The sequence below is a fragment of the Marinomonas spartinae genome, assembly GCF_900089775.1.
Lineage (GTDB): Bacteria > Pseudomonadota > Gammaproteobacteria > Pseudomonadales > Marinomonadaceae > Marinomonas > Marinomonas spartinae.
In genome coordinates, this window is the sequence record NZ_FLOB01000001.1 from 811,947 (window position 1) to 830,219 (window position 18,273).

Consider the following 18,273-nt stretch of genomic DNA (forward strand, 5'->3'; position numbering starts at 1 on the left):
ATCAATCGGCAAGCCGTATTTATTGTTGACAGAGCTAGGGATCTTACCCTGTGTCTGTTTTTAAAGATTGTACTCGGCACTGCACATTGACGGCAAGTAACGCGTTTTTTCTGCTCTAAAATTGCAGAATCACTCCTCACTCTGATGCTAGAGGTTCTGATTTTAGCGCTGTAAACTTAGTCCCATGATGAAATTAAATATCGCTAAGCAAAACACCATGAGTACAGTAAGGTTGAGGCAAGTCTTTTATTGGGGTGCGCTCTTACTTCTTATTGTGCTTGCCTTGACCTGGGGGATGGATCGTATTCTGCCGCAGCAGCCTTATGTGGCCGTTGTTCAGTGCAGCAAAAATATGAAAACCTGCACCGCTCCGCTCAATGGTCTCGATAAGACTGCTACTTTGGTATTTGATAATGGTATTCATGCCAATGAGCCCATGCAGCTATCTTTACAACTTCCCAAAAAGCTGGCGAGTAATGTGGATTCGATTCAATTTACACTACAGGGTAAGGATCACTATATGGGGGTTAGCTCCATGGAGTTGACACAGCGTCCTGTTCAAAATAAATGGCAGGCAAACATATTGTTACCAGGGTCTGATAACAATACGATTACTTGGCAGCTAGACGTCACGATGACGCAAGAGGATGGTAGTCATCGATCGGTGTTGTTTGAGTTTGCTGTGCCGCCTAAAAATGATAAAAAGGCCGTTACCCCAAGTTCTGATATACAACAATCCTACGCTCTTGATTAGGTGTTATAAAAATGGAGTAGTTATTAAACAGGCTACCCGATTAAAGTAGAGTATGCCCTTTTCGTTCCATGCAGCTCGCTTTGTCCTGCTTTGAAAGCGGATCATAAGGCGTTGTCTATTATGACATGCGCATTTCTATACCAGCTGCCATCATGCGTTCTTTCGCTTCTTGAATGCTGTATTCAGCGAAGTGAAAGATACTAGCTGCTAGTACGGCATCCGCTTTGCCCTCAAGTACGCCATCGACAAGATGATCTAAATTGCCCACACCGCCAGAAGCAATCACAGGTACATGTACCGCTTCACTGATAGCACATGTTAAGCCTAGGTCGAAGCCGTTTTTTGTGCCGTCACGATCCATACTGGTTAGTAGTATTTCTCCAGCACCATACTCGACCATTTTTTTCGCCCACTCAATCGCATCCAGTCCTGTCGGTTTGCGACCTCCGTGAGTAAAAATCTCCCATCTATCAGATTCCCCTTTGTCGCTAACTTTCTTCGCGTCAATGGCAACCACGATACATTGGGAACCAAAACGCTGTGCGGCTTCACGGACAAATTCCGGATTAAACACTGCCGCCGTATTGATACCCACTTTGTCGGCGCCCGCGTTTAACATACGGCGAATATCTTCGCAGGTACGGATGCCGCCACCGACGGTAAGTGGAATAAAAACCTGACTGGCAATGGCTTCGACCATATGAACCGTGGTTTCGCGGTCATCAGAGCTGGCCGTTATGTCCAAAAACGTAATTTCGTCTGCGCCTTGTTCATTATAGCGTTTAGCGACTTCGACTGGGTCGCCTGCATCACGGATATCCAAGAACTGAACACCCTTTACAACACGGCCATTGTCTACATCAAGACAAGGGATGATTCGTTTTGCTAAGCCCATAGTTGGCTCCTAATCTTTAAGTCACAGTACCTTTCAATCAAAGTGATGGTTTGCCATCCCAGTTAAGGAAATTTTTATATAGTTGCAAACCGTCTTTATGGCTTTTTTCTGGGTGGAATTGGACGGCAAATACATTATCGCGGGCCAAGGCGACACAAAACTCTAAACCGTAATCGCAAGTACCCGCTACTTCGTCCTTGTTTTCAGGCACCACGTAGAAGCTATGCACGAAATAAAAACGGGCTTGGTCAGGAATGTCTTCCCATAAAGGATGTTTGATTGTTTGCTTAACTTGGTTCCACCCCATATGAGGCACTTTTAGTTTGCTGCCATCGTGGTCTTTATGTTGGTTGCCAAAAAACAAAGCATTGCCCTTAAAGTGATCGAGGCACGCTACACCTTCATTTTCTTCACTGTGGGACATGAGAGACTGAATGCCCACACAAATGGCGAGAAAAGGCTTATCTGCCATGGCTTTTCGGATACTTGGAACAAGGCCTGTTCGATGCATTTCCCCAATGCAGTCACGAATTGCCCCAACACCTGGCAGCAAGACACGATCCGCAGAGTCAATGATTTGAGGGTCGCTGGTTACAATCACCTCGGTGTTTTCATCCGCTACATGCTCAAGGGCTTTGGCAACTGAGTGTAAATTCCCCATACCGTAATCAATGACTGCGACAACGGATTTTTTTACAACATTTTTTCTATCGTTCTTTACATTCGTCATAAAAGCTTCCTACAAACAGCCCTTTGTCGACGGCATTTGGCCAGCCATTCGTTCGTCCACTTCTAATGCCATACGTAAAGCGCGCCCAAATGCCTTGAAAATGGTTTCCGCTTGGTGGTGGGTGTTTTTGCCACGAAGATTGTCTAGGTGTAACGTGACTTTTGCATGATTAACAAAACCGTGGAAAAACTCGGAAAAAAGGTCCACATCAAAGCCGCCAACGGAAGCACGGGTAAAGGGAACATGCATTTCTAAGCCAGGACGACCCGAAAAATCGATGACCACACGAGATAATGCTTCATCCAAAGGTACGTAAGCATGACCATAACGTTTGATGCCTTTCTTGTCTCCAATGGCCTTATCAAAGGCTTGCCCCATGGTAATACCAAGGTCTTCCACTGTATGGTGAGCGTCAATGTGTAAATCACCAACGGCATGAATATCTAGGTCAATTAGACCGTGACGAGCCACTTGATCCAGCATATGGTCAAGAAATGGGACGCCTGTTTCACAGTTGAATTTTCCGGTACCGTCTAGGTTAATAGACACTTTGATTTGCGTTTCAAGCGTATTACGCTCGACACTGGCGATCCGATCGGACATTGAAGCTTCTCCATAGTGAGTTGCTATGATTTGACATCATGTTATAAAAATTAGGCTTGTATTATAGAGTCTGGCGTCGTTGGCTTCTATCCCTTCCTTTGTCCTTTTTGATGACTTGTTGCTATTAAGTCGATAAAGGCGTTATTGAGGGAGATAAAGTATCTTATCGGATGTTATGATGACGATCATTGGATCAGCTTAATTTGTATGAGTGATGACTTAATAAGTTGCAGTCGAAGAGGATTTAAGGGGTGTAACATGGTGTGGATAAAAAGGTTAGCGATCTTAATCGGTGTTCTCTTGGTATTGATGGTCGCCCTGGTAGCGTACGTCATGATCTTTGTGAATCCCAATGACTTTAAAAAGGAGATTCAAAAGGTAGCGCTTGAAAAAGCTGATGTACGTTTGCGAATGGATGGCGATATTCATTGGTCTTTTTTCCCTCATTTTGGGCTCTCCTTGAGTCATATTGGCGTGGCGTTAGGGAAAGATCCTGAGATATTGCAGTTTGATCGAGCAGAGTTTGGGCTGGCGGTATTACCTCTTTTAAAACGCAACATTGATGTGGATACGGTAGAGTTGGTGAACTTAAAAGCCAATTTGTCAGTAGATAAACAAGGTCATGCTAATTGGCAGCGTAATGTAGATGGGGCGAAGGCAAAAGTTCAAGGTAAGACTCAGGCGAGCAAAACCAATAACGCCCAATCTAGTCAAGCCAGTTCGAGTAATCAGGCTGATTATGCAACATCGGCAAGTGATCCGTTTAAACGCGCTTTACCAAATCTACATTTGGACAAACTGATTATCAAAAATGCCGATATCACTTACACCAATGCGGTGAATAAGCAAAAAGTAAACGCTGTCATGAACGTAGAATTGAGTGATGTGCAGTGGAATAAGGCGTGGCCATTGGCGATGAACCTGATGGTTAAGCAAAGCGATTTGCAAGGCAAGCATCCCATTAATGCTGAGGTAAAACTGGATGCTGACCTGACATTTTTTCCGGAACGTGAAGCGTTTTCTTTGAATAATGTGGACCTTTCTACCACTGCGTCGGGGGATAAGCTGCCTACAAGTCCATTCAAGGCCAGCTTGCAAGCTTCCCAAGTAGACATGGATGTGCCGCAGGAAACCTTATCGGCGCAGGGGTTAGTGTTAAAAACATTGGGTATGACGGCGAATGCAAGCGTACAGGCTTTTCAAGTGTTAAGTGATCCTGAATATAATGGCAAGCTTGCTATTGCACCCTTTAATCCTAGGGAAGTCATGAAAAAGCTGAAAATGACGCCGCCTAATATGTCGGATAGCAAGGCATTAACCGAAGCTCAACTGGCTATCACCTTGCACGGTGATAAAGATACTCTCCTAGTTCAGCCGATGTCTTTACTCCTAGATGGTAGTAAGATCAACGCCAGTGCAGGTATCGATTTTTCGCCGTTACGTTGGGATATTAATATTGCAGGGGGTGGGTTGGATTTGGATCGCTACTTACCTCCTGAAACGCTACCTTCGGAGAAAACAGCTTCAAGCAGTGCCTCTCAGACGCCAGCTGCTGGTAATAAGAAGGAAGCAAATCAAGGTCATAATCAAACGCCTCAAACTGGTGTTGCCGAGTCGAGTAAAGACCTTATTCCAGTGGACCTAATTCGTTCTTTAGAAGGGCATTTAGGTGTTTCATTGAAGAATGTCATCTTCAAAAAAATGCAGCTTGATAAGGTGGCGCTGGACGCGACAGTGGGGAACGGTGTTGTACGGGTATCACCGGCTTTAATTCACTTATACCAGGGGCAAGCAGAAGTGAAAGCCACTCTTGATGTGAGTGGTAATACGCCTAGGATGAGACTGGAGCCAAAAGTATCCGGTGTGCAGATTCAGCCTTTATTACACGATTACATGAAGATGGATAAGTTACGCGGTACTACGTTCGTGGATGGTGAACTGTCCGCTCAAGGGAATCACCTCGCGGATATGATGTCCTCTTTACAGGGGGACTTATTGGTTCATATTAAGAAAGGTGCGTTGGTGGGAATGAATATCACTCGAACTGTGTGTAAAGGCATAGCCGCTGTTCGCAAAGAGTCTATCAATGACAAAGACTTTGGTAATGATACGCCATTTGAAAATATGACTTTTCCAGCACGCATTGTAAATGGACAAATTTCGACTCCAGGCCTGGTCTTGACATCGGCAGGCATTCGGGTGACTGGAGACGGTATTATTTCTTTGCCTAAACAGGCGCTGGACTATCAAGCCAATGTGGCACTTAGTGGCAGCAGTCTTGATCATGCTTGTCGAGTCAATGATAAAATCACTAAACTGGCGTTCCCTATTGTTTGTAAGGGGCATTTTTCGGATGATCCTGCTGGTTTATGTCGGCCTGATTTGAAGAAGTTTGGAGCTTTGTTTGCGGATTTAGCAAAACAAGAACTAAAGGATAAAGTCGCAGCTGAGAAGGAAAAACTGAAAGAGAAACTTAAAGCAAGACGCCAAGAAGAAGAGAAAAAGCTTAGAGATAAGCTAAAAGATAAACTAAAGAGTTTATTTTAATGTGAATAAGTTGATGGGGAAGAGGGCGCTCAATTGACCTCTTCCCTAGACGCTGTTCGATGTATGTCGCTGAGTAAGACAATCGTGAGACAGTAATGCAACCAGTTGAAAATTTTGCGCCTCGCGTACTGGCGTGGTTTGATAAGTACGGACGTAAAAACCTACCTTGGCAAGTGAATAAAACTCCCTATCGTGTTTGGATTTCCGAGATCATGTTGCAGCAAACGCAAGTGGCCACTGTTATTCCCTATTATCAGAAGTTTATGTTGGCGTTTCCGACGGTTGAAGCGCTGGCGGAGGCGGATCAGGAGGAGGTGTTAGCCCATTGGAGTGGTTTGGGCTATTACGCTCGTGCACGAAACATGCATAAGGCCGCTAAAGTTTTAGTGGATGATTGGGATTCTCAGTTTCCAGATTCTGTTGAAGGTGTCTGTGAATTACCTGGTATTGGGCGTTCTACCGCATCGGCAATTCTATCGATTTCTCGTGGTGTGCAGGCTGCGATTTTAGATGGTAATGTGAAACGCGTGCTAGCACGGTTTCATGCGGTTCCCACTTGGCCAGGTGAGAAGAAAACAGAAAATATTATGTGGGAATTGGCTGAGCATTATATGCCGAGCGAGCGCTGTGGTGATTATACTCAAGCTATGATGGATCTTGGGGCAACCTTATGTACCCGTTCTAAACCTCAGTGTTTGTTGTGCCCACTTGAAGCCGACTGTCTAGCTCGTCAAACTCAGGATCCAACACAATTTCCGGTTCGTAAGCCCAAGAAAGCGCTTAAGCCAGAAAAGCGTTTGCAGTTCTTAGTGATATCAAATGACGATAACCAAGTGTTGATGGAAAAGCGTCCTCAAACAGGCATTTGGGGCGGGTTGTGGAGTTTGCCTGAGCTTGCCAGCGACGAAAGTGTGGTCATGCATGTTGAGCAGCGTTTTCAAACTAATATTCATAATATCACTGCTCTGACAGCGTTCCGGCACACCTTTAGTCATTATCATTTGGATATCGAACCCAGTCATGTCCGAATTGGAGAGGTCAACGCAGTGATGGAGGAGGGGAAGTATCAATGGTTTGCTCTCAGTGACGTGATGACTTTGGGCTTACCTGCTCCAGTACGTACTTTATTGAGTGAGGTCGTCTCTATTGAATGAAATAGCTGACTGAGAAACGCTTGATTTCTATGTCCACAACACCATAAATAGTTGAAAAAGATTAAACGGTCATAATAGACCGCACAGATTGAACCCACTAGATAGCGAGCACATCATGTCAAATACCGTATTCTGTAAGAAATATCAAAAAGAGATGGAAGCTCTGGATCGTGCACCACTACCTGGGGCGCGAGGTCAAGATATTCTCTCAACCATATCTAAACAAGCGTGGCAAGAGTGGCAAGTGCTGCAAACTATGATGATCAATGAAAAGCAGTTAAATTTAATGAAGCCGGATGCCCGCAAATACATTATGGAGCAGATGGATAAATTTTTTAATAATGAACCTGTTGATAAAGTAGCGGGTTATGTGAGCCCAGACGATATTAAAGAACTATAAACTGTTGCTTAACTGGGGGGAGGGTAGAAGACTGCATTGATCGGATGCTTGTTGCTCACAGTCATTCCCTTCCCTTTTTTAACCTAAGCCGTTATTGCGTTAAAAAACTGCCAAATAGCACACTTTTCACAGGTTCTTTTCCGGTCTCCTCTTTAAGAACCTTATTTAAATCCTTAGCCGCCTCAATGCGTGTTTTTTCTCTTGCCTGTGCACCAGTCACTTGGTCGCTGGTTCTAGAGCTTAGAAACATCACTAGAGCATCTTTGACCAGTGGCATGTTCTCTTCAATTAACGCTTTATCTCCTGCGTCGGTTTGCAGTGTAATACTGGTTTTTATATACCTAAGCCTTGCGGTGTTACTTTCAAAGTTAACGACAAATTGCGGTCTGATTTCGATGTAAACGGGTGGCGTTTTTCCTGCATCCTCCTCAGCATGGGCTGTTACCGTCAACAGGCTGAATAGAAAAATGGGAAGAGCGAAAAGGCGAATAATTGCTAAGGGAGCCGTTCTGAACATGGTGATGTCTCGTATTTATGGCAATAGACAGTATACTAACTGCGATTAAATGTGTATGTCAGTAGTAATTTGGAACTTTTCTCGTTTGTTTATGTCCATTTTTGCTCAATGTAACTCTATGGAATATAAGGAATCTCTATGCTCTTGTCTATGATTAAGAGAATGTCGTCTCGTCGCTTCCATGGCGTGGTTGGTTTAGCGGCATTTGTTTTATTAGGTGTGGCTTTTTATATGGAATATCAAATGGGGCTTGAACCGTGCCCATTATGTATGCTGCAGCGTATTGTGTTTTTCTTTATTGGTCTAGTGTCGATTTTTTCAGCGTTAACAGCGAATGAGAAACGCCGGCAGTGGTTTTCTGTCACAGTGGTGGTTTTATCATTAATGGGGGCGGCATTATCTATCCGCCACTTGTATTTGCAACACCTTCCCGTGGATGATTTGCCGGCTTGTATGCCAGGATTAAGTTATATGATTAGTGCCTTCCCATGGCAAAGTGTCGCGCGAGCAATGATAATGGGAACGGGCGATTGTGGTGAAGTAGTATGGACTTTCCTTGGTGTCAGTATTCCCGGTTGGACCCTAGTTATGTTCGCTTTAATGGCCATCGTTAATGTCTGGATTGCTTTTCGCTCAGGAAAACAAGACGTTAAACATTAATGATTGGAATGTTTAGATTCAGCGGTTTGCTAATGGCGTTTTCACTTAGTCACCTAGCCTAACTGAAACGTTACAAATTACCCTTTGTCCTTCTCTTGCGGGGGATATCGCTTCGGAATATGCTCTTATTTAACTGAGTAAGAAAATTCGAAATTTATAATTAAGCGAGGCGTGTTTTTACTATCGTCGTGCGGATGGAGATATTCTATGTTAGAGAGATGTAAAACAGCACAAGAGCGCTGGGGTGGTGTTCATGACATTATTGACCGTTGGCTTAAGCAGAGACAGCATTTAATAGAGAGTTGGGTGACATTGCGCGACCTTGAAGAATATACCCAAATGGATACACCGAAAATTCAACACTTATGTGAATTACTGGTGGATTATGTATCTGTGGGGCACTTTAATGTGTATGAGCAACTGGCTCTAGAAGCTCAAGAGTTTAAGGATGATTCAGCTTTAAAACTGTTAAATGAGTTGATGCCCGAAATCGATGAGAGCACGGAAGTAGCTCTTGAATTTAACGATAAGTATGACACTCAAAAGCACGTCAGTGCACAGTTGGAGGCGCTTCCGTGCTCCATGAAAACCCTTGCAGTGGTAATGGCAGAACGTTTTCAGTTAGAAGATAGATTAATTGAGGAGCTTCATGAGGCCCACAGCGAAAAAAGCGCGTAATCTTTCTCTATTTATTATCAGCACTTTGGTGTTGTCTGCTTGTTCCGAAAAAGCGCCAATAAGGGTAGAAGAGTTTGCTGTACAAGGGCTTTATTCCGCCGCCCTGAGTGAGGACGGCAACGCCGCTGTGGTCGGCTCAATTGAACACGGTGGTAGCTATTGGCAGACTGCCCTTAATGATAGACGGTATAATTGGAATCATGCTAAAGGTGAGTATACGTCCATTATTAGTGCAGATATTGATCCGACGGGTGAATTTGCCGCGACAGGGTCTGCTCGGACCTTGGTATTGTGGCGTACATCAGATGGTCACTCTGTCGGTTTTTGGGACACTCCAGGCAATATCCAGTCATTAAAATTGACGGATAACGGCGATTTTGCTCTCGTGGGTTTAGATGATCAAACGGCCCGTTATTTTGATGTTAAAAATGGAGGAATAAAGCAAACCTTTCGTACCGGCGCTATAGTTCGGGCTGTAGACGTGTCACCTGATGGTCGTTTGGCTCTCACAGGGGATGACAAATACCATGTTACCTTGTGGGATATCCAGACAGGTAAAAAGAAATTTGAGTGGACGCTAAGTAATCAAATTGCGGCAGTAGCCTTGTCTGATGATGGTAAATATGCCTTTGGTTCTGCACAGCTAGGAACGGCCAAAGTGTGGTCAACACAAACTGGCCAAGAAATCACTACTATCTATACAGGGTCCTTAACGTCTCGTAAGAGAACCATTAGCAGTGCGGTATTTTCGAGAAACGATCAGCAACTTTTAATTGGAGGGGTTGATCATCAAGTCTCTTTGGTGGATATGTTGACCGGACAAGAGTTAAAGAAGTGGGATCTTCATCTCAGAGACACGTTGCAACCTACAGGTGCGAGTGTACTTGCCCTGTCTTTTTCAAATGATGGCCATTACTTTGCTATTGGGAGTAATGGTTTTCTAAATGTATTGGAATAATTTATGTCAAAAACGTCTGCTTTTCCGGCTAAATTAGCCTGTTTTGCGGCTATACAAGGTTTTGTATCTGTTGCCGCTGGAGCATTTGGAGCCCATGCCCTGACTAAAATGGTAAGTGAAAGAGCCTTATCCTGGTGGCATACGGGGAGCCAATATTTAATGTATCATGCATTGGCATCCCTTATTGTCGCCGCTTTGTTTTCCTATACTCCTGCCGTTAGAAAAATCATTGTATGCTTTCTCGTTGGTAATGTTTTTTTTGCTGGTAGCCTTTATGTGATGACTTTCACTGGTGTACTTTGGTTCGGGGCGATTACGCCTATTGGTGGTGTCTTATATTTGCTTGCTTGGTTTCTTTTGGCAAAAAATCTGTGGCAAGGTCAGTTTAAGGTCAATTGATTGTTGAAAATAGTAATAGGTAGGGGACAAAAAATGCTCTTTTCGGTAATATACCCGACCATTATATTGGTGAGCCTATTAACAGCCATTCACTAGATACTATTCACTTACTTGATATAGAGATAATGCAAGACACTATGATAGACAATCAGGAGCCTATTAAGAAACGCACCATTCGCAGTTTTGTTGTGCGAGGTGGTCGGATGACCGAAGGTCAACAGAAAAACTACGATGCTAATTGGGCATTTTATGGTCTCGAATTAGAGAGTGGCCGAATTGATTATCAAGAAGTGTTTGGTCGTCAATCCGATGTGATCATTGAAGTCGGTTTTGGAATGGGCGCCTCTCTCGCCGAAATGGCAAAAAATGCTCCAGAGAAAGATTTTATCGGTATTGAAGTACATCCCCCCGGTGTAGCAAAGCTGATGATGCTGGCAAAAGAGTCTGGTATCACGAATTTACGGGTCTATTGTGATGACGCTATCGAAGTGATGGCGAATTGTCTGCCGGAAAAGGCAGCCAGTGGTTTTCAATTATTCTTTCCTGATCCTTGGCATAAAAAGAAACATAACAAACGTCGCATTGTTCAGCCGTTATTTGCACAACAAGTGGCAAATGTTTTAAAAACAGATGGCTATTTTCATATGGCAACAGACTGGCAGCCCTATGCCGAGCATATGATGGAGGTTATGGAAGCGCAGACCATCTATGAAAATGCCGCTGGTAAGGGGCAATATTATCCGCGACCAGAATCACGTCCATTGACTAAATTTGAACAGCGTGGCGAAAAGCTAGGTCACGGTGTGTGGGATTTGATTTATAAAAAAATTACTCTATAGTTCGTATTATTTGCTTGTTGTAGTTGAGCCTTTTTTTGTGCCGCTATCTCGCTATTATTAATTGTTATTGACATAAGAAAAGGAAACATTGTGGAGCAAACCCGCCAATTGCAGGAGCCTTCTGTATCTAGAACCCCCTTTCAAAGTGATGATGAAATAGATCTAAAAGAATTATTGCTAGCCCTCTGGAAGGGGAAATGGATCATTATCATAGCAACGATTATCTGTACTGTAGGTGCTGTAACCTATGCCTTGTTGGCAAAGCAGGTATGGACAACAGAGGCTATTGTTACCATTCCGCAAATCAGTGATTTTTCCAATTATCGTAAGGTGGTAGGGGATTTACAGCCTGCTTTTGATATCTACCAAGAAGATGGCACCGTTTTGGTGAGTAACAAGCTGGATCAGTTTACTTTACCCGCTACCCTGTTTGATATTTTTATACAACAATTTGAGTCGCGGGCGAATAAGAAAGCCTATATTTCAACTGCGTCAGACTTTAAAGAGGAGCTAAATAAGCTAGCTTTAGAGAAGCCGGATGATAAGAAACAATTAGAAGATAGCCAAGCAATATTATATGCTAAGTGGTATCAAAAATTGTCAGCATTGCCACTAAAATCGGGCAATCAAGAAGCTGAATCATATACATTAAAGGGTGAGCAAAACACTTCAAATAAAAGTCTTCGTTTTTTAAATGGCTATATCAATTATGTTGCAGAAAAAGCACGCGCTGTTGCACTTGCTAATATTCAATCTGTATTGCAAGCAAAGCAAAGTGAGCTAGAGCATAAGCAGTCACTGATTAGTGATCAGGCAATGGCAAAGTTAATCAATGAGCGTCAGAGAGCTCAGTATGCCTTAGATATTGCAAAAGCTGCAGGGATTAATAAACCGCAACAGAACCTAGGCAATGATGAGATATTTCCGATTAATATTGGAGCAAGTGCTCTAGCTGCCAAGGTTAAAGTATTGGATGCACTAAGTCAGAAGCAATTAACGATTATTGAGCCTCGTTTGCAGCAAATTCAAGCTAAGCTGTCGCTGCTTGCTGCTAGTAAAATAGATAACAATCTTGCTTTTTCTACCTATCAATTTATTGAAAGTCCTGAGGCGCCGCTAAGTAGAACCTCACCAAAACGACCATTGATTGCTATTTTAGGAGTGCTGTTAGGTGGCATGTTGGGCTGTGCAATAGTGCTTATTAGGCATGCTTTTAGAGAAAAATAGAAATATCGCTGTGTACTGTGCTGCTTTTTGATCCGCAGTGCAGATAATGATAAAAAATAAGATAAAAAGAATAGACAATAAAAAAGCGACTTAAGTCGCTTTTTTATTGTCTATTCTTTTTAGCGGTGAAATTATTTGATTTCAACACTCTCACGGCTATTGCCAGCATCAAAGTATTCTTGGAATACTTTTGGTGTACGACCACGGCCTGTCCACTCATGTGTCTTGCCGTCAATGGTAAGACGGTATTTAGGCTCAACGGTTTTGCCTTTGTTAGCGCTAGACTTTGGTGAGCTTAATAGGGCTACCTCTTCCATGGTAAGGCCGCTTTTCGCAATCAGTGTCGCGATTTCTTCAGCGCGAGCCGCTTTCTCTGCCTCTTCAGCTTGACGAGCTTGCTCTTCTTCTTTGACTTTTTCTAACGCATTTGTGAAGCCAGCAATAAGGTTTTCAAGTTGAGCGACCGTTAGTTCTTTCGCTGCAGCACGTGCTTTGGCTTTATTGCCAGCTAATTCAAGTAATAAACTCATAAGTTTCCCCTAATATATCTGTTAAGAACGGATGGTTTTATGTTCTACACCGAAAAAGAGATTCATCCTTAGACTCAAGTAAGTGTCGAAATGATACTGACAGAAGACGAGTGATTGCCTTTTTGTCAGCGGACATGCGAATAAACAATATTCGCAGATGACTCAGTTGCTGTAAAATGATCCAATAGATTGTTCTATAGTTTGACTCATATTCTAACTATTTCAAGTTTGTTTGCCGATTCTAATAAAAAAAATCCAAAGATGCGACACAAATAAAACAGTCTAATGATTGAAAAGTGTAAAAAACGGGGTAAAAAATGAGGCAGATAGCAAATACCTTGAGTAATGAGTTTTCTTTAACAAATAAAATGAGTGAAAGTATTATTTGTTTATTCGAAGAAGGCGTCAGTGTTCCTTTTATTGCTCGCTATCGTAAGGATATGACGGGAGGAATGAGCGATGTGAATCTACGACGCTTTCATGATCGCTGGTTATATCTTGTTGAGCTATATAAGCGCCAGCATAGTATTCTGGAAAGTTTGAAATCTATTACGCCTTATCCACTAGAAGTGGCGGATAAAATAAAACGGGCTGAAACGAAAACAGAGTTAGAAGATCTCTATGCACCGTTTAAAAAAACGCGTAAAACAAATGCAGACTTGGCGAGAGGGCTGGGCTTAGGATCTTTAGCAGAGCGTTTGTGGGCTCAGTCTGGAGACGATGAGCGGGCACTCGTGGCAATATGGCTTAAGTCTAACCATGATGTATCTATGCCTCTTGAGGATGCGCTAAAAGGCGCCCAAGAGATCATCATGGAAGCGCTGTCTATGAATAGTGATCTGTTAAAAAAAGGCCGGGCTGTACTATTGGAGAAAGGGGAGCTAGTCAGTAAGGTTATTCGGGGGAAGCAAGAAATAGGAGATAAATATAAAGATTATTTTGATTATCAGGAGCCGATTAAAAAAGTGCCGCCCCATCGTTTATTAGCACTTTTTCGTGGTAAAAAGGAGTCGATGTTAAAATTGGGGGTTCGATATTCAGAAGTAGGGTTAGAAAAAGAGGCTCCTTCATGGCTGAACATTCCTACATTAAATAATCTCTTTTCTGCAACCGTGCTCTCTTCTTCTCCTTTAACAAAGCGTCAGTATGACTATTTATCGCTTGTTTGGCAAAGCAGGTTATTCTTAAAGCTAGAATCGGATGTCTTGTCTGAATTAAAGGAGCGCGCTGAAGAGGGTGCAATAAAGGTATTTTCCGATAACCTCAAGGATTTATTAATGTCAGCGCCGGCGGGGGGGTGCCGTGTATTAGGGGTAGATCCAGGTTTTCGTAATGGTGTGAAGCTGGCGGTCATTGATGAGTTGGCTCAGGTAAAAGCATCGACTGTGATTTACCCTTTTTCACCAGATAAACAAGCGCAGGCAGCCAGAAACACTTTACGGTCGTTACTGAAAACACATCAGATAAATTGGTTGGCGATCGGTAATGGAACCGCATCTAGAGAAACGGAGGCTTTTTGTACTGATTTAATTAGATCAAAAAAACTAGACTGTAAAACAGTGGTTGTGAGTGAAGCGGGGGCGTCGGTTTACTCGGCGTCTGAAGTGGCAATAGCCGAGTTCCCGGATTTAGATGTGACGATCCGAGGAGCTATCTCCATAGCCAGGCGTTTTCAAGACCCTTTGGCAGAATTGGTTAAGATTGAGCCTCAGGCGATAGGAGTGGGTCAGTATCAACATGATGTAAAGCCCAGCCAGCTAGTGAAGTCGCTGAGCGCAGTGGTAGAGGATTGTGTTAATAAAGTGGGGGTCGACGTGAATCTGGCTTCAGCCTCCTTGCTGTCTTATGTCTCTGGTTTAAGCGCTCGATTGGCGCAAAATATCGTTGACTATCGTGCCCAAAAGGGTCGTATTGAATCCCGTCATGAGTTATTAAGCATCAAAGGAATTGGTGAGAAATGTTTTGAGCAGTGCGCAGGATTTATCAGAGTGTTGAATGGCAAAGAGCCATTGGATGCATCCGCGGTGCATCCAGAGTCGTATTGTGTGGTGAGGCAAATGGCTACTCGGCTTGGAGTGAAAGCCTGCGAGCTAATGAGAAATAGCGCATTGCTAAATCAGCTGAAAAGCGAACCAGACTTTGCGACTCAAGTGGGAAGTTATACCTTTACAGATATTCTGGATGAACTGTCAAAGCCTGGGCGAGATCCTCGGCCTGAGTTTCGCTATGCGGCCTTTGATCATAGTGTTCAGAGCATGAATGACTTACATGAGGGGATGACGCTTGAGGGGGTTGTGACCAACGTGGCGGCATTTGGTGCGTTTGTAGATATTGGAGTGCATCAAGATGGCCTAGTGCATATATCTCAACTGGCGAATCGTTTTGTCAAAGACCCAAGGGAGGTGGTTCGCGTGGGAGATGTGATAAAAGTGGTGGTTTTAGGGGTGGATGTGCCGAGAAAACGCATCAGTCTGAAAGCGCAAGGAATATGAGACCCCCACTTTCCTGAGTCCCTCAAGGAAAATGAAAAAGCCCATAATAACAGTATTGTCATTATGGGCTTTGTTTAATAAAGGAGTGTTATATACAGAGTGACAATTATACCGCTTCAGCAATATTAGCTTTTGCTTTATTAAAGGCTTCTTCACCTGGCTCGCCAAGTGCTTGGCCGCCAGCAACAAAGGTGTTTTTCACATTCAAGCCGATAAAACCTAAGAAAGTTTGGATATGAGGAACTTGGTGGTCGGCAGGTGTGTCTGCTAAAAAGCTACCACTTGCAGCAAAAACATAAGCGTCTTTGTTAACAAGTCCAACAGGGCCAGTTTCTGTGTATTCAAAAGTGCGACCAGCGCGTGCAATGTAGTCAAAATAAGCTTTCAAAGTAGATGGAATGCCGAAGTTGTACATTGGTGCAGAAACGATCACGATATCGGCGGCTTCTAGTTCTTCAATTAACTCGTCACCAATAGCAGCAATGGCTTTTTGCTCTGGGCTGCGATCTGCTTCTGGCGTGAAAAGAGCGCCAAGTGTTTCACCCGTAAAGTGTGGCAAAGGGTTGGCAGTTACATCGCGAGATACAACTTTTCCTTCAGGTTTTTTTGCTAACCACTTTTCAACGAATTCGTTGGCCAGTTGGCGAGATTTTGAGTTGTCACCAGAAGCGCTAGAGTCAATACGTAATAAAGTCGGCATTATTTACTCTCCAATTATCATTAATGGGATTATTTTGTCCCGTGAGTTTCTTAATAGGGTTATAATAAAGACAGTTTATTCGATAATAAAGCGCACTATTTAGCGGATAGTGATCGAAAAATACGATAAGTTAATAAGCTTATTTGTCTAATAATGCTTCTGGTAAGTCATAAAGAGAGAGCAATATTGAAAGCCCCAAGAGTGACATTAGAGCAATGGCGTGTTTTGCAAGCGGTTGTCGATAAAGGCGGCTTTGCGCAAGCGGCTGAAGCTTTGCACAAAAGCCAATCATCAGTGAGTTATACGGTGGCTCGTCTTCAGGAGCAGCTTGGTTACCCTTTACTGATTATCGAAGGCCGTAAAGCAAAATTAACCGAGCGGGGTGAGGTCTTATTACGACGATCGCGACACTTAATTCAAGAAGCGGTGGACTTGGAGGAGCTAGCGAAAACCTTAGGACAAGGTTGGGAACCAGAATTAGAGGTGGTTGTCGATCAAGTCTTTCCGACCCCCGCATTATTAAGAGCATTGCGAGCGTTCGAGCCACAAAGTCAAGGGACTCTAGTGCAATTGAAAGAAGTGGTGTTAAGTGGTGGTATAGAGGCACTTAAGCTGGGGCATCCTGACTTGGTGCTAAGTAGTATTGTACCCAAAGGCTACCTTGCTGACCCAATTGTAGAAGTGGAGTTGATGGCGGTTGTGGCGTCGGATCACCCTTTAGGTCAAGAAACGCTCCCTATTAATAATGAACGGCTCAGTCAAGAGTTGCAGTTGGTTATTCGTGATTCTGCCGTGGAAAGTTCTGTGGATGTGGGCTGGCTGGGAACCGATCGTCGTTGGACGGTTTCCAGTGTGCAGTCAGCATTGGAAATTGTGTCTAGTGGCGTCGGCTTTGCTTGGTTGCCAAAAGCAGATATTAGCGATGCGTTGCAAAGTGGCAAATTAAAACGGCTAAACCTTGTTTCTGGGAGTGAACGTACTTTTTATGTGTATGCTATTTTTGGTAAAGGAGAGCGCACTGGCCCCGCAGCAAGATTGTTCGTTGAGCTTCTTCAGAAGGAATGTAATCGTTGTCCAAGTGTAAAATAACATGCCACCTCTTTTAGGTGGCATCTAGGTGTGCTTGGAACATTTACTTTGAAGGCTTCTTATTGATAACCGTTTGGATTTTTGCTTTGCCAATTCCATGCGTCATGGCACATTTGTTCTAAAGACAATTCTACCTGCCAATTTAATTCGTTTTTGGCTTTTGTTGAATCGGCATAAAATTCAGCAATATCGCCCTCGCGTCTTGGAGCAATCTGGTAGCATATCTTTTTAGCTGCGGCCTTTTCAAACGCTTTTACGACATCTAAAACACTATAACCCTTTCCTGCACCAAGATTATAGGCTTCAACGCTTGGTGTTTTGTTGAGTGCTAGCTTTTTGAGGGCTTTAATGTGGCCTAATGCTAAATCAACTACATGAATATAATCACGTACCCCTGTACCGTCATGGGTCGGGTAATCGCCCCCAAATATATTTAATTTGTCGCGTTTGCCTATCGCAACTTGAGTGATAAACGGCATTAGATTGTTTGGGATGCCGTTAGGATCTTCACCCATTAACCCGCTAGGATGAGCACCAACAGGATTGAAATAACGTAACAATGAAATATTCCATCTAGAATCCGCTTTAAAGGCATCTTGAAGGAACTGCTCTATCATTACTTTTGTCCGGCCATATGGGCTGGTTGAGCTTAAAGGAAAATGTTCGATATAGGGAATTGGGTTGTTTTCCCCATAAACAGTTGCTGATGAACTAAATACCAAATTAAAGACATGATGCTTTTGCATTATGTCGAGAAGAACTAGCGTTCCAGTGAGGTTGTTATGATAGTAGCTCAGGGGGGTTTTTGTTGACTCACCAACGGCCTTTAATCCTGCAAAATGGATAACCGCGTCGATAGGATGTTTTTGAAAAACGTTTTCTAGGTTTGGCTTATCTAGCAAGTCCAGTTTATAAAAAGTGGCTTTCTTGCTAGTGATTTGAGCGATCCGTTCCAAAACGAGTGGACTAGAGTTGCAAAGGTTGTCGACGACTACGACATCGTAATCTTGCTTTAATAACTCAATACAGGTATGGCTTCCAATAAATCCTGTGCCACCAGTCACTAAGATTGTTTTCACATTAAATCCTTGTCTTCTTCCA

19 protein-coding genes are annotated in these 18,273 nt (G+C 43.3%); 12 read left to right on the forward strand and 7 right to left on the reverse strand.

What is annotated here, in order from left to right; genetic code table 11:
* Positions 1 to 217: 217 nt before the first annotated feature.
* Positions 218 to 754 (forward strand): hypothetical protein, encoded by a 537-nt coding sequence (locus tag MSP8886_RS03690; RefSeq protein WP_139063078.1) that lies wholly within the window; start codon positions 218 to 220, stop codon positions 752 to 754.
* A 118-nt stretch (positions 755 to 872) separates the two neighbouring features.
* Here the strand turns inward: MSP8886_RS03690 and hisF are convergent, their stop codons facing one another.
* Genes hisF through hisB form a run of 3 tightly spaced genes read right to left on the reverse strand, consistent with a single transcriptional unit; the run spans position 873 to position 2,982 of the window.
* On the reverse strand, positions 873 to 1,649 hold the full coding sequence (hisF, locus tag MSP8886_RS03695; RefSeq protein ID WP_067012766.1) for an imidazole glycerol phosphate synthase subunit HisF: 777 nt from the start codon (positions 1,647 to 1,649) through the stop codon (positions 873 to 875).
* 37 nt (positions 1,650 to 1,686) lie between these two features.
* Positions 1,687 to 2,379: an imidazole glycerol phosphate synthase subunit HisH gene (gene hisH / locus MSP8886_RS03700; protein WP_067012768.1), complete on the reverse strand. Its 693-nt coding sequence runs from the start codon at positions 2,377 to 2,379 to the stop codon at positions 1,687 to 1,689.
* A 9-nt stretch (positions 2,380 to 2,388) separates the two neighbouring features.
* Entirely contained in the window at positions 2,389 to 2,982 is a 594-nt protein-coding gene (gene hisB, locus MSP8886_RS03705; protein ID WP_067012770.1) for an imidazoleglycerol-phosphate dehydratase HisB, read from the reverse strand.
* Between the two features lie 258 nt (positions 2,983 to 3,240).
* Between hisB and MSP8886_RS03710 the strand changes: the two genes are divergently transcribed.
* The 3 genes from MSP8886_RS03710 to MSP8886_RS03720 all read left to right on the forward strand — a co-directional run bounded on the left by MSP8886_RS03710 (position 3,241) and on the right by MSP8886_RS03720 (position 7,083).
* Entirely contained in the window at positions 3,241 to 5,529 is a 2,289-nt protein-coding gene (locus tag MSP8886_RS03710; protein ID WP_067012772.1) for an AsmA family protein, read from the forward strand.
* 95 nt (positions 5,530 to 5,624) lie between these two features.
* Positions 5,625 to 6,683: an A/G-specific adenine glycosylase gene (gene mutY / locus MSP8886_RS03715; protein WP_067012774.1), complete on the forward strand. Its 1,059-nt coding sequence runs from the start codon at positions 5,625 to 5,627 to the stop codon at positions 6,681 to 6,683.
* A gap of 115 nt (positions 6,684 to 6,798) precedes the next feature.
* On the forward strand, positions 6,799 to 7,083 hold the full coding sequence (locus tag MSP8886_RS03720) for an oxidative damage protection protein (protein ID WP_067012776.1): 285 nt from the start codon (positions 6,799 to 6,801) through the stop codon (positions 7,081 to 7,083).
* A 91-nt stretch (positions 7,084 to 7,174) separates the two neighbouring features.
* Here the strand turns inward: MSP8886_RS03720 and MSP8886_RS03725 are convergent, their stop codons facing one another.
* A complete protein-coding gene (locus MSP8886_RS03725) occupies positions 7,175 to 7,600 on the reverse strand; it encodes a flagellar basal body-associated FliL family protein (protein ID WP_067012778.1) in 426 nt (141 codons plus the stop codon).
* Positions 7,601 to 7,738: 138 nt separating this feature from the next.
* Here MSP8886_RS03725 and MSP8886_RS03730 point away from each other — a divergent pair, with 138 nt between their 5' ends.
* From MSP8886_RS03730 to MSP8886_RS03755, 6 genes are all read left to right on the forward strand, one after another.
* Positions 7,739 to 8,260 carry a disulfide bond formation protein B gene (locus MSP8886_RS03730; protein WP_245659019.1) on the forward strand — a complete coding sequence of 174 codons (522 nt, stop codon included), beginning with the start codon at positions 7,739 to 7,741 and terminating at the stop codon, positions 8,258 to 8,260.
* 207 nt (positions 8,261 to 8,467) lie between these two features.
* Complete coding sequence (locus MSP8886_RS03735; protein ID WP_067012780.1) at positions 8,468 to 8,938, forward strand: Rsd/AlgQ family anti-sigma factor; 471 nt, start codon at positions 8,468 to 8,470, stop codon at positions 8,936 to 8,938.
* A complete protein-coding gene (locus MSP8886_RS03740) occupies positions 8,910 to 9,896 on the forward strand; it encodes a WD40 repeat domain-containing protein (RefSeq protein WP_067012782.1) in 987 nt (328 codons plus the stop codon). The genes MSP8886_RS03735 and MSP8886_RS03740 overlap by 29 nt, the downstream gene beginning before the upstream one ends.
* A 3-nt stretch (positions 9,897 to 9,899) precedes the next feature.
* On the forward strand, positions 9,900 to 10,295 hold the full coding sequence (locus MSP8886_RS03745) for a DUF423 domain-containing protein (RefSeq protein ID WP_067012784.1): 396 nt from the start codon (positions 9,900 to 9,902) through the stop codon (positions 10,293 to 10,295).
* Between the two features lie 137 nt (positions 10,296 to 10,432).
* Positions 10,433 to 11,134, forward strand: coding sequence for a tRNA (guanosine(46)-N7)-methyltransferase TrmB (trmB, locus tag MSP8886_RS03750; RefSeq protein ID WP_067013041.1), 702 nt, complete (start codon positions 10,433 to 10,435; stop codon positions 11,132 to 11,134).
* Positions 11,135 to 11,224: 90 nt separating this feature from the next.
* Positions 11,225 to 12,361, forward strand: coding sequence for a Wzz/FepE/Etk N-terminal domain-containing protein (locus MSP8886_RS03755; protein ID WP_067012786.1), 1,137 nt, complete (start codon positions 11,225 to 11,227; stop codon positions 12,359 to 12,361).
* A 131-nt stretch (positions 12,362 to 12,492) separates the two neighbouring features.
* On the opposite strand, the gene MSP8886_RS03760 is transcribed toward MSP8886_RS03755, so the two are convergent.
* A complete protein-coding gene (locus tag MSP8886_RS03760) occupies positions 12,493 to 12,891 on the reverse strand; it encodes an H-NS histone family protein (RefSeq protein WP_067012787.1) in 399 nt (132 codons plus the stop codon).
* Between the two features lie 317 nt (positions 12,892 to 13,208).
* Here MSP8886_RS03760 and MSP8886_RS03765 point away from each other — a divergent pair, with 317 nt between their 5' ends.
* A complete protein-coding gene (locus MSP8886_RS03765) occupies positions 13,209 to 15,383 on the forward strand; it encodes a Tex family protein (RefSeq protein ID WP_067012789.1) in 2,175 nt (724 codons plus the stop codon).
* 106 nt (positions 15,384 to 15,489) lie between these two features.
* Here the strand turns inward: MSP8886_RS03765 and MSP8886_RS03770 are convergent, their stop codons facing one another.
* Complete coding sequence (locus MSP8886_RS03770) at positions 15,490 to 16,083, reverse strand: FMN-dependent NADH-azoreductase (protein ID WP_067012791.1); 594 nt, start codon at positions 16,081 to 16,083, stop codon at positions 15,490 to 15,492.
* 186 nt (positions 16,084 to 16,269) lie between these two features.
* Here MSP8886_RS03770 and MSP8886_RS03775 point away from each other — a divergent pair, with 186 nt between their 5' ends.
* On the forward strand, positions 16,270 to 17,172 hold the full coding sequence (locus tag MSP8886_RS03775; protein ID WP_067012793.1) for a LysR family transcriptional regulator: 903 nt from the start codon (positions 16,270 to 16,272) through the stop codon (positions 17,170 to 17,172).
* A gap of 59 nt (positions 17,173 to 17,231) precedes the next feature.
* On the opposite strand, the gene galE is transcribed toward MSP8886_RS03775, so the two are convergent.
* Positions 17,232 to 18,251, reverse strand: a complete 1,020-nt coding sequence (gene galE / locus MSP8886_RS03780; protein ID WP_067012795.1) for a UDP-glucose 4-epimerase GalE — start codon at positions 18,249 to 18,251, stop codon at positions 17,232 to 17,234.
* Between the last annotated feature and the right edge of the window lie 22 nt (positions 18,252 to 18,273).

Bases quoted from the DNA above. Each gene is read 5' to 3' on its own strand.
- MSP8886_RS03690 (WP_139063078.1), top strand. From the start codon at position 218: ATGAGTACAGTAAGGTTGAGGCAAGTCTTTTATTGGGGTGCGCTCTTA.
- hisF (WP_067012766.1), bottom strand. From the start codon at position 1,649: ATGGGCTTAGCAAAACGAATCATCCCTTGTCTTGATGTAGACAATGGC.
- hisH (WP_067012768.1), bottom strand. From the start codon at position 2,379: ATGACGAATGTAAAGAACGATAGAAAAAATGTTGTAAAAAAATCCGTT.
- hisB (WP_067012770.1), bottom strand. From the start codon at position 2,982: ATGTCCGATCGGATCGCCAGTGTCGAGCGTAATACGCTTGAAACGCAA.
- MSP8886_RS03710 (WP_067012772.1), top strand. From the start codon at position 3,241: ATGGTGTGGATAAAAAGGTTAGCGATCTTAATCGGTGTTCTCTTGGTA.
- mutY (WP_067012774.1), top strand. From the start codon at position 5,625: ATGCAACCAGTTGAAAATTTTGCGCCTCGCGTACTGGCGTGGTTTGAT.
- MSP8886_RS03720 (WP_067012776.1), top strand. From the start codon at position 6,799: ATGTCAAATACCGTATTCTGTAAGAAATATCAAAAAGAGATGGAAGCT.
- MSP8886_RS03725 (WP_067012778.1), bottom strand. From the start codon at position 7,600: ATGTTCAGAACGGCTCCCTTAGCAATTATTCGCCTTTTCGCTCTTCCC.
- MSP8886_RS03730 (WP_245659019.1), top strand. From the start codon at position 7,739: ATGCTCTTGTCTATGATTAAGAGAATGTCGTCTCGTCGCTTCCATGGC.
- MSP8886_RS03735 (WP_067012780.1), top strand. From the start codon at position 8,468: ATGTTAGAGAGATGTAAAACAGCACAAGAGCGCTGGGGTGGTGTTCAT.
- MSP8886_RS03740 (WP_067012782.1), top strand. From the start codon at position 8,910: ATGAGGCCCACAGCGAAAAAAGCGCGTAATCTTTCTCTATTTATTATC.
- MSP8886_RS03745 (WP_067012784.1), top strand. From the start codon at position 9,900: ATGTCAAAAACGTCTGCTTTTCCGGCTAAATTAGCCTGTTTTGCGGCT.
- trmB (WP_067013041.1), top strand. From the start codon at position 10,433: ATGATAGACAATCAGGAGCCTATTAAGAAACGCACCATTCGCAGTTTT.
- MSP8886_RS03760 (WP_067012787.1), bottom strand. From the start codon at position 12,891: ATGAGTTTATTACTTGAATTAGCTGGCAATAAAGCCAAAGCACGTGCT.
- MSP8886_RS03765 (WP_067012789.1), top strand. From the start codon at position 13,209: ATGAGGCAGATAGCAAATACCTTGAGTAATGAGTTTTCTTTAACAAAT.
- MSP8886_RS03770 (WP_067012791.1), bottom strand. From the start codon at position 16,083: ATGCCGACTTTATTACGTATTGACTCTAGCGCTTCTGGTGACAACTCA.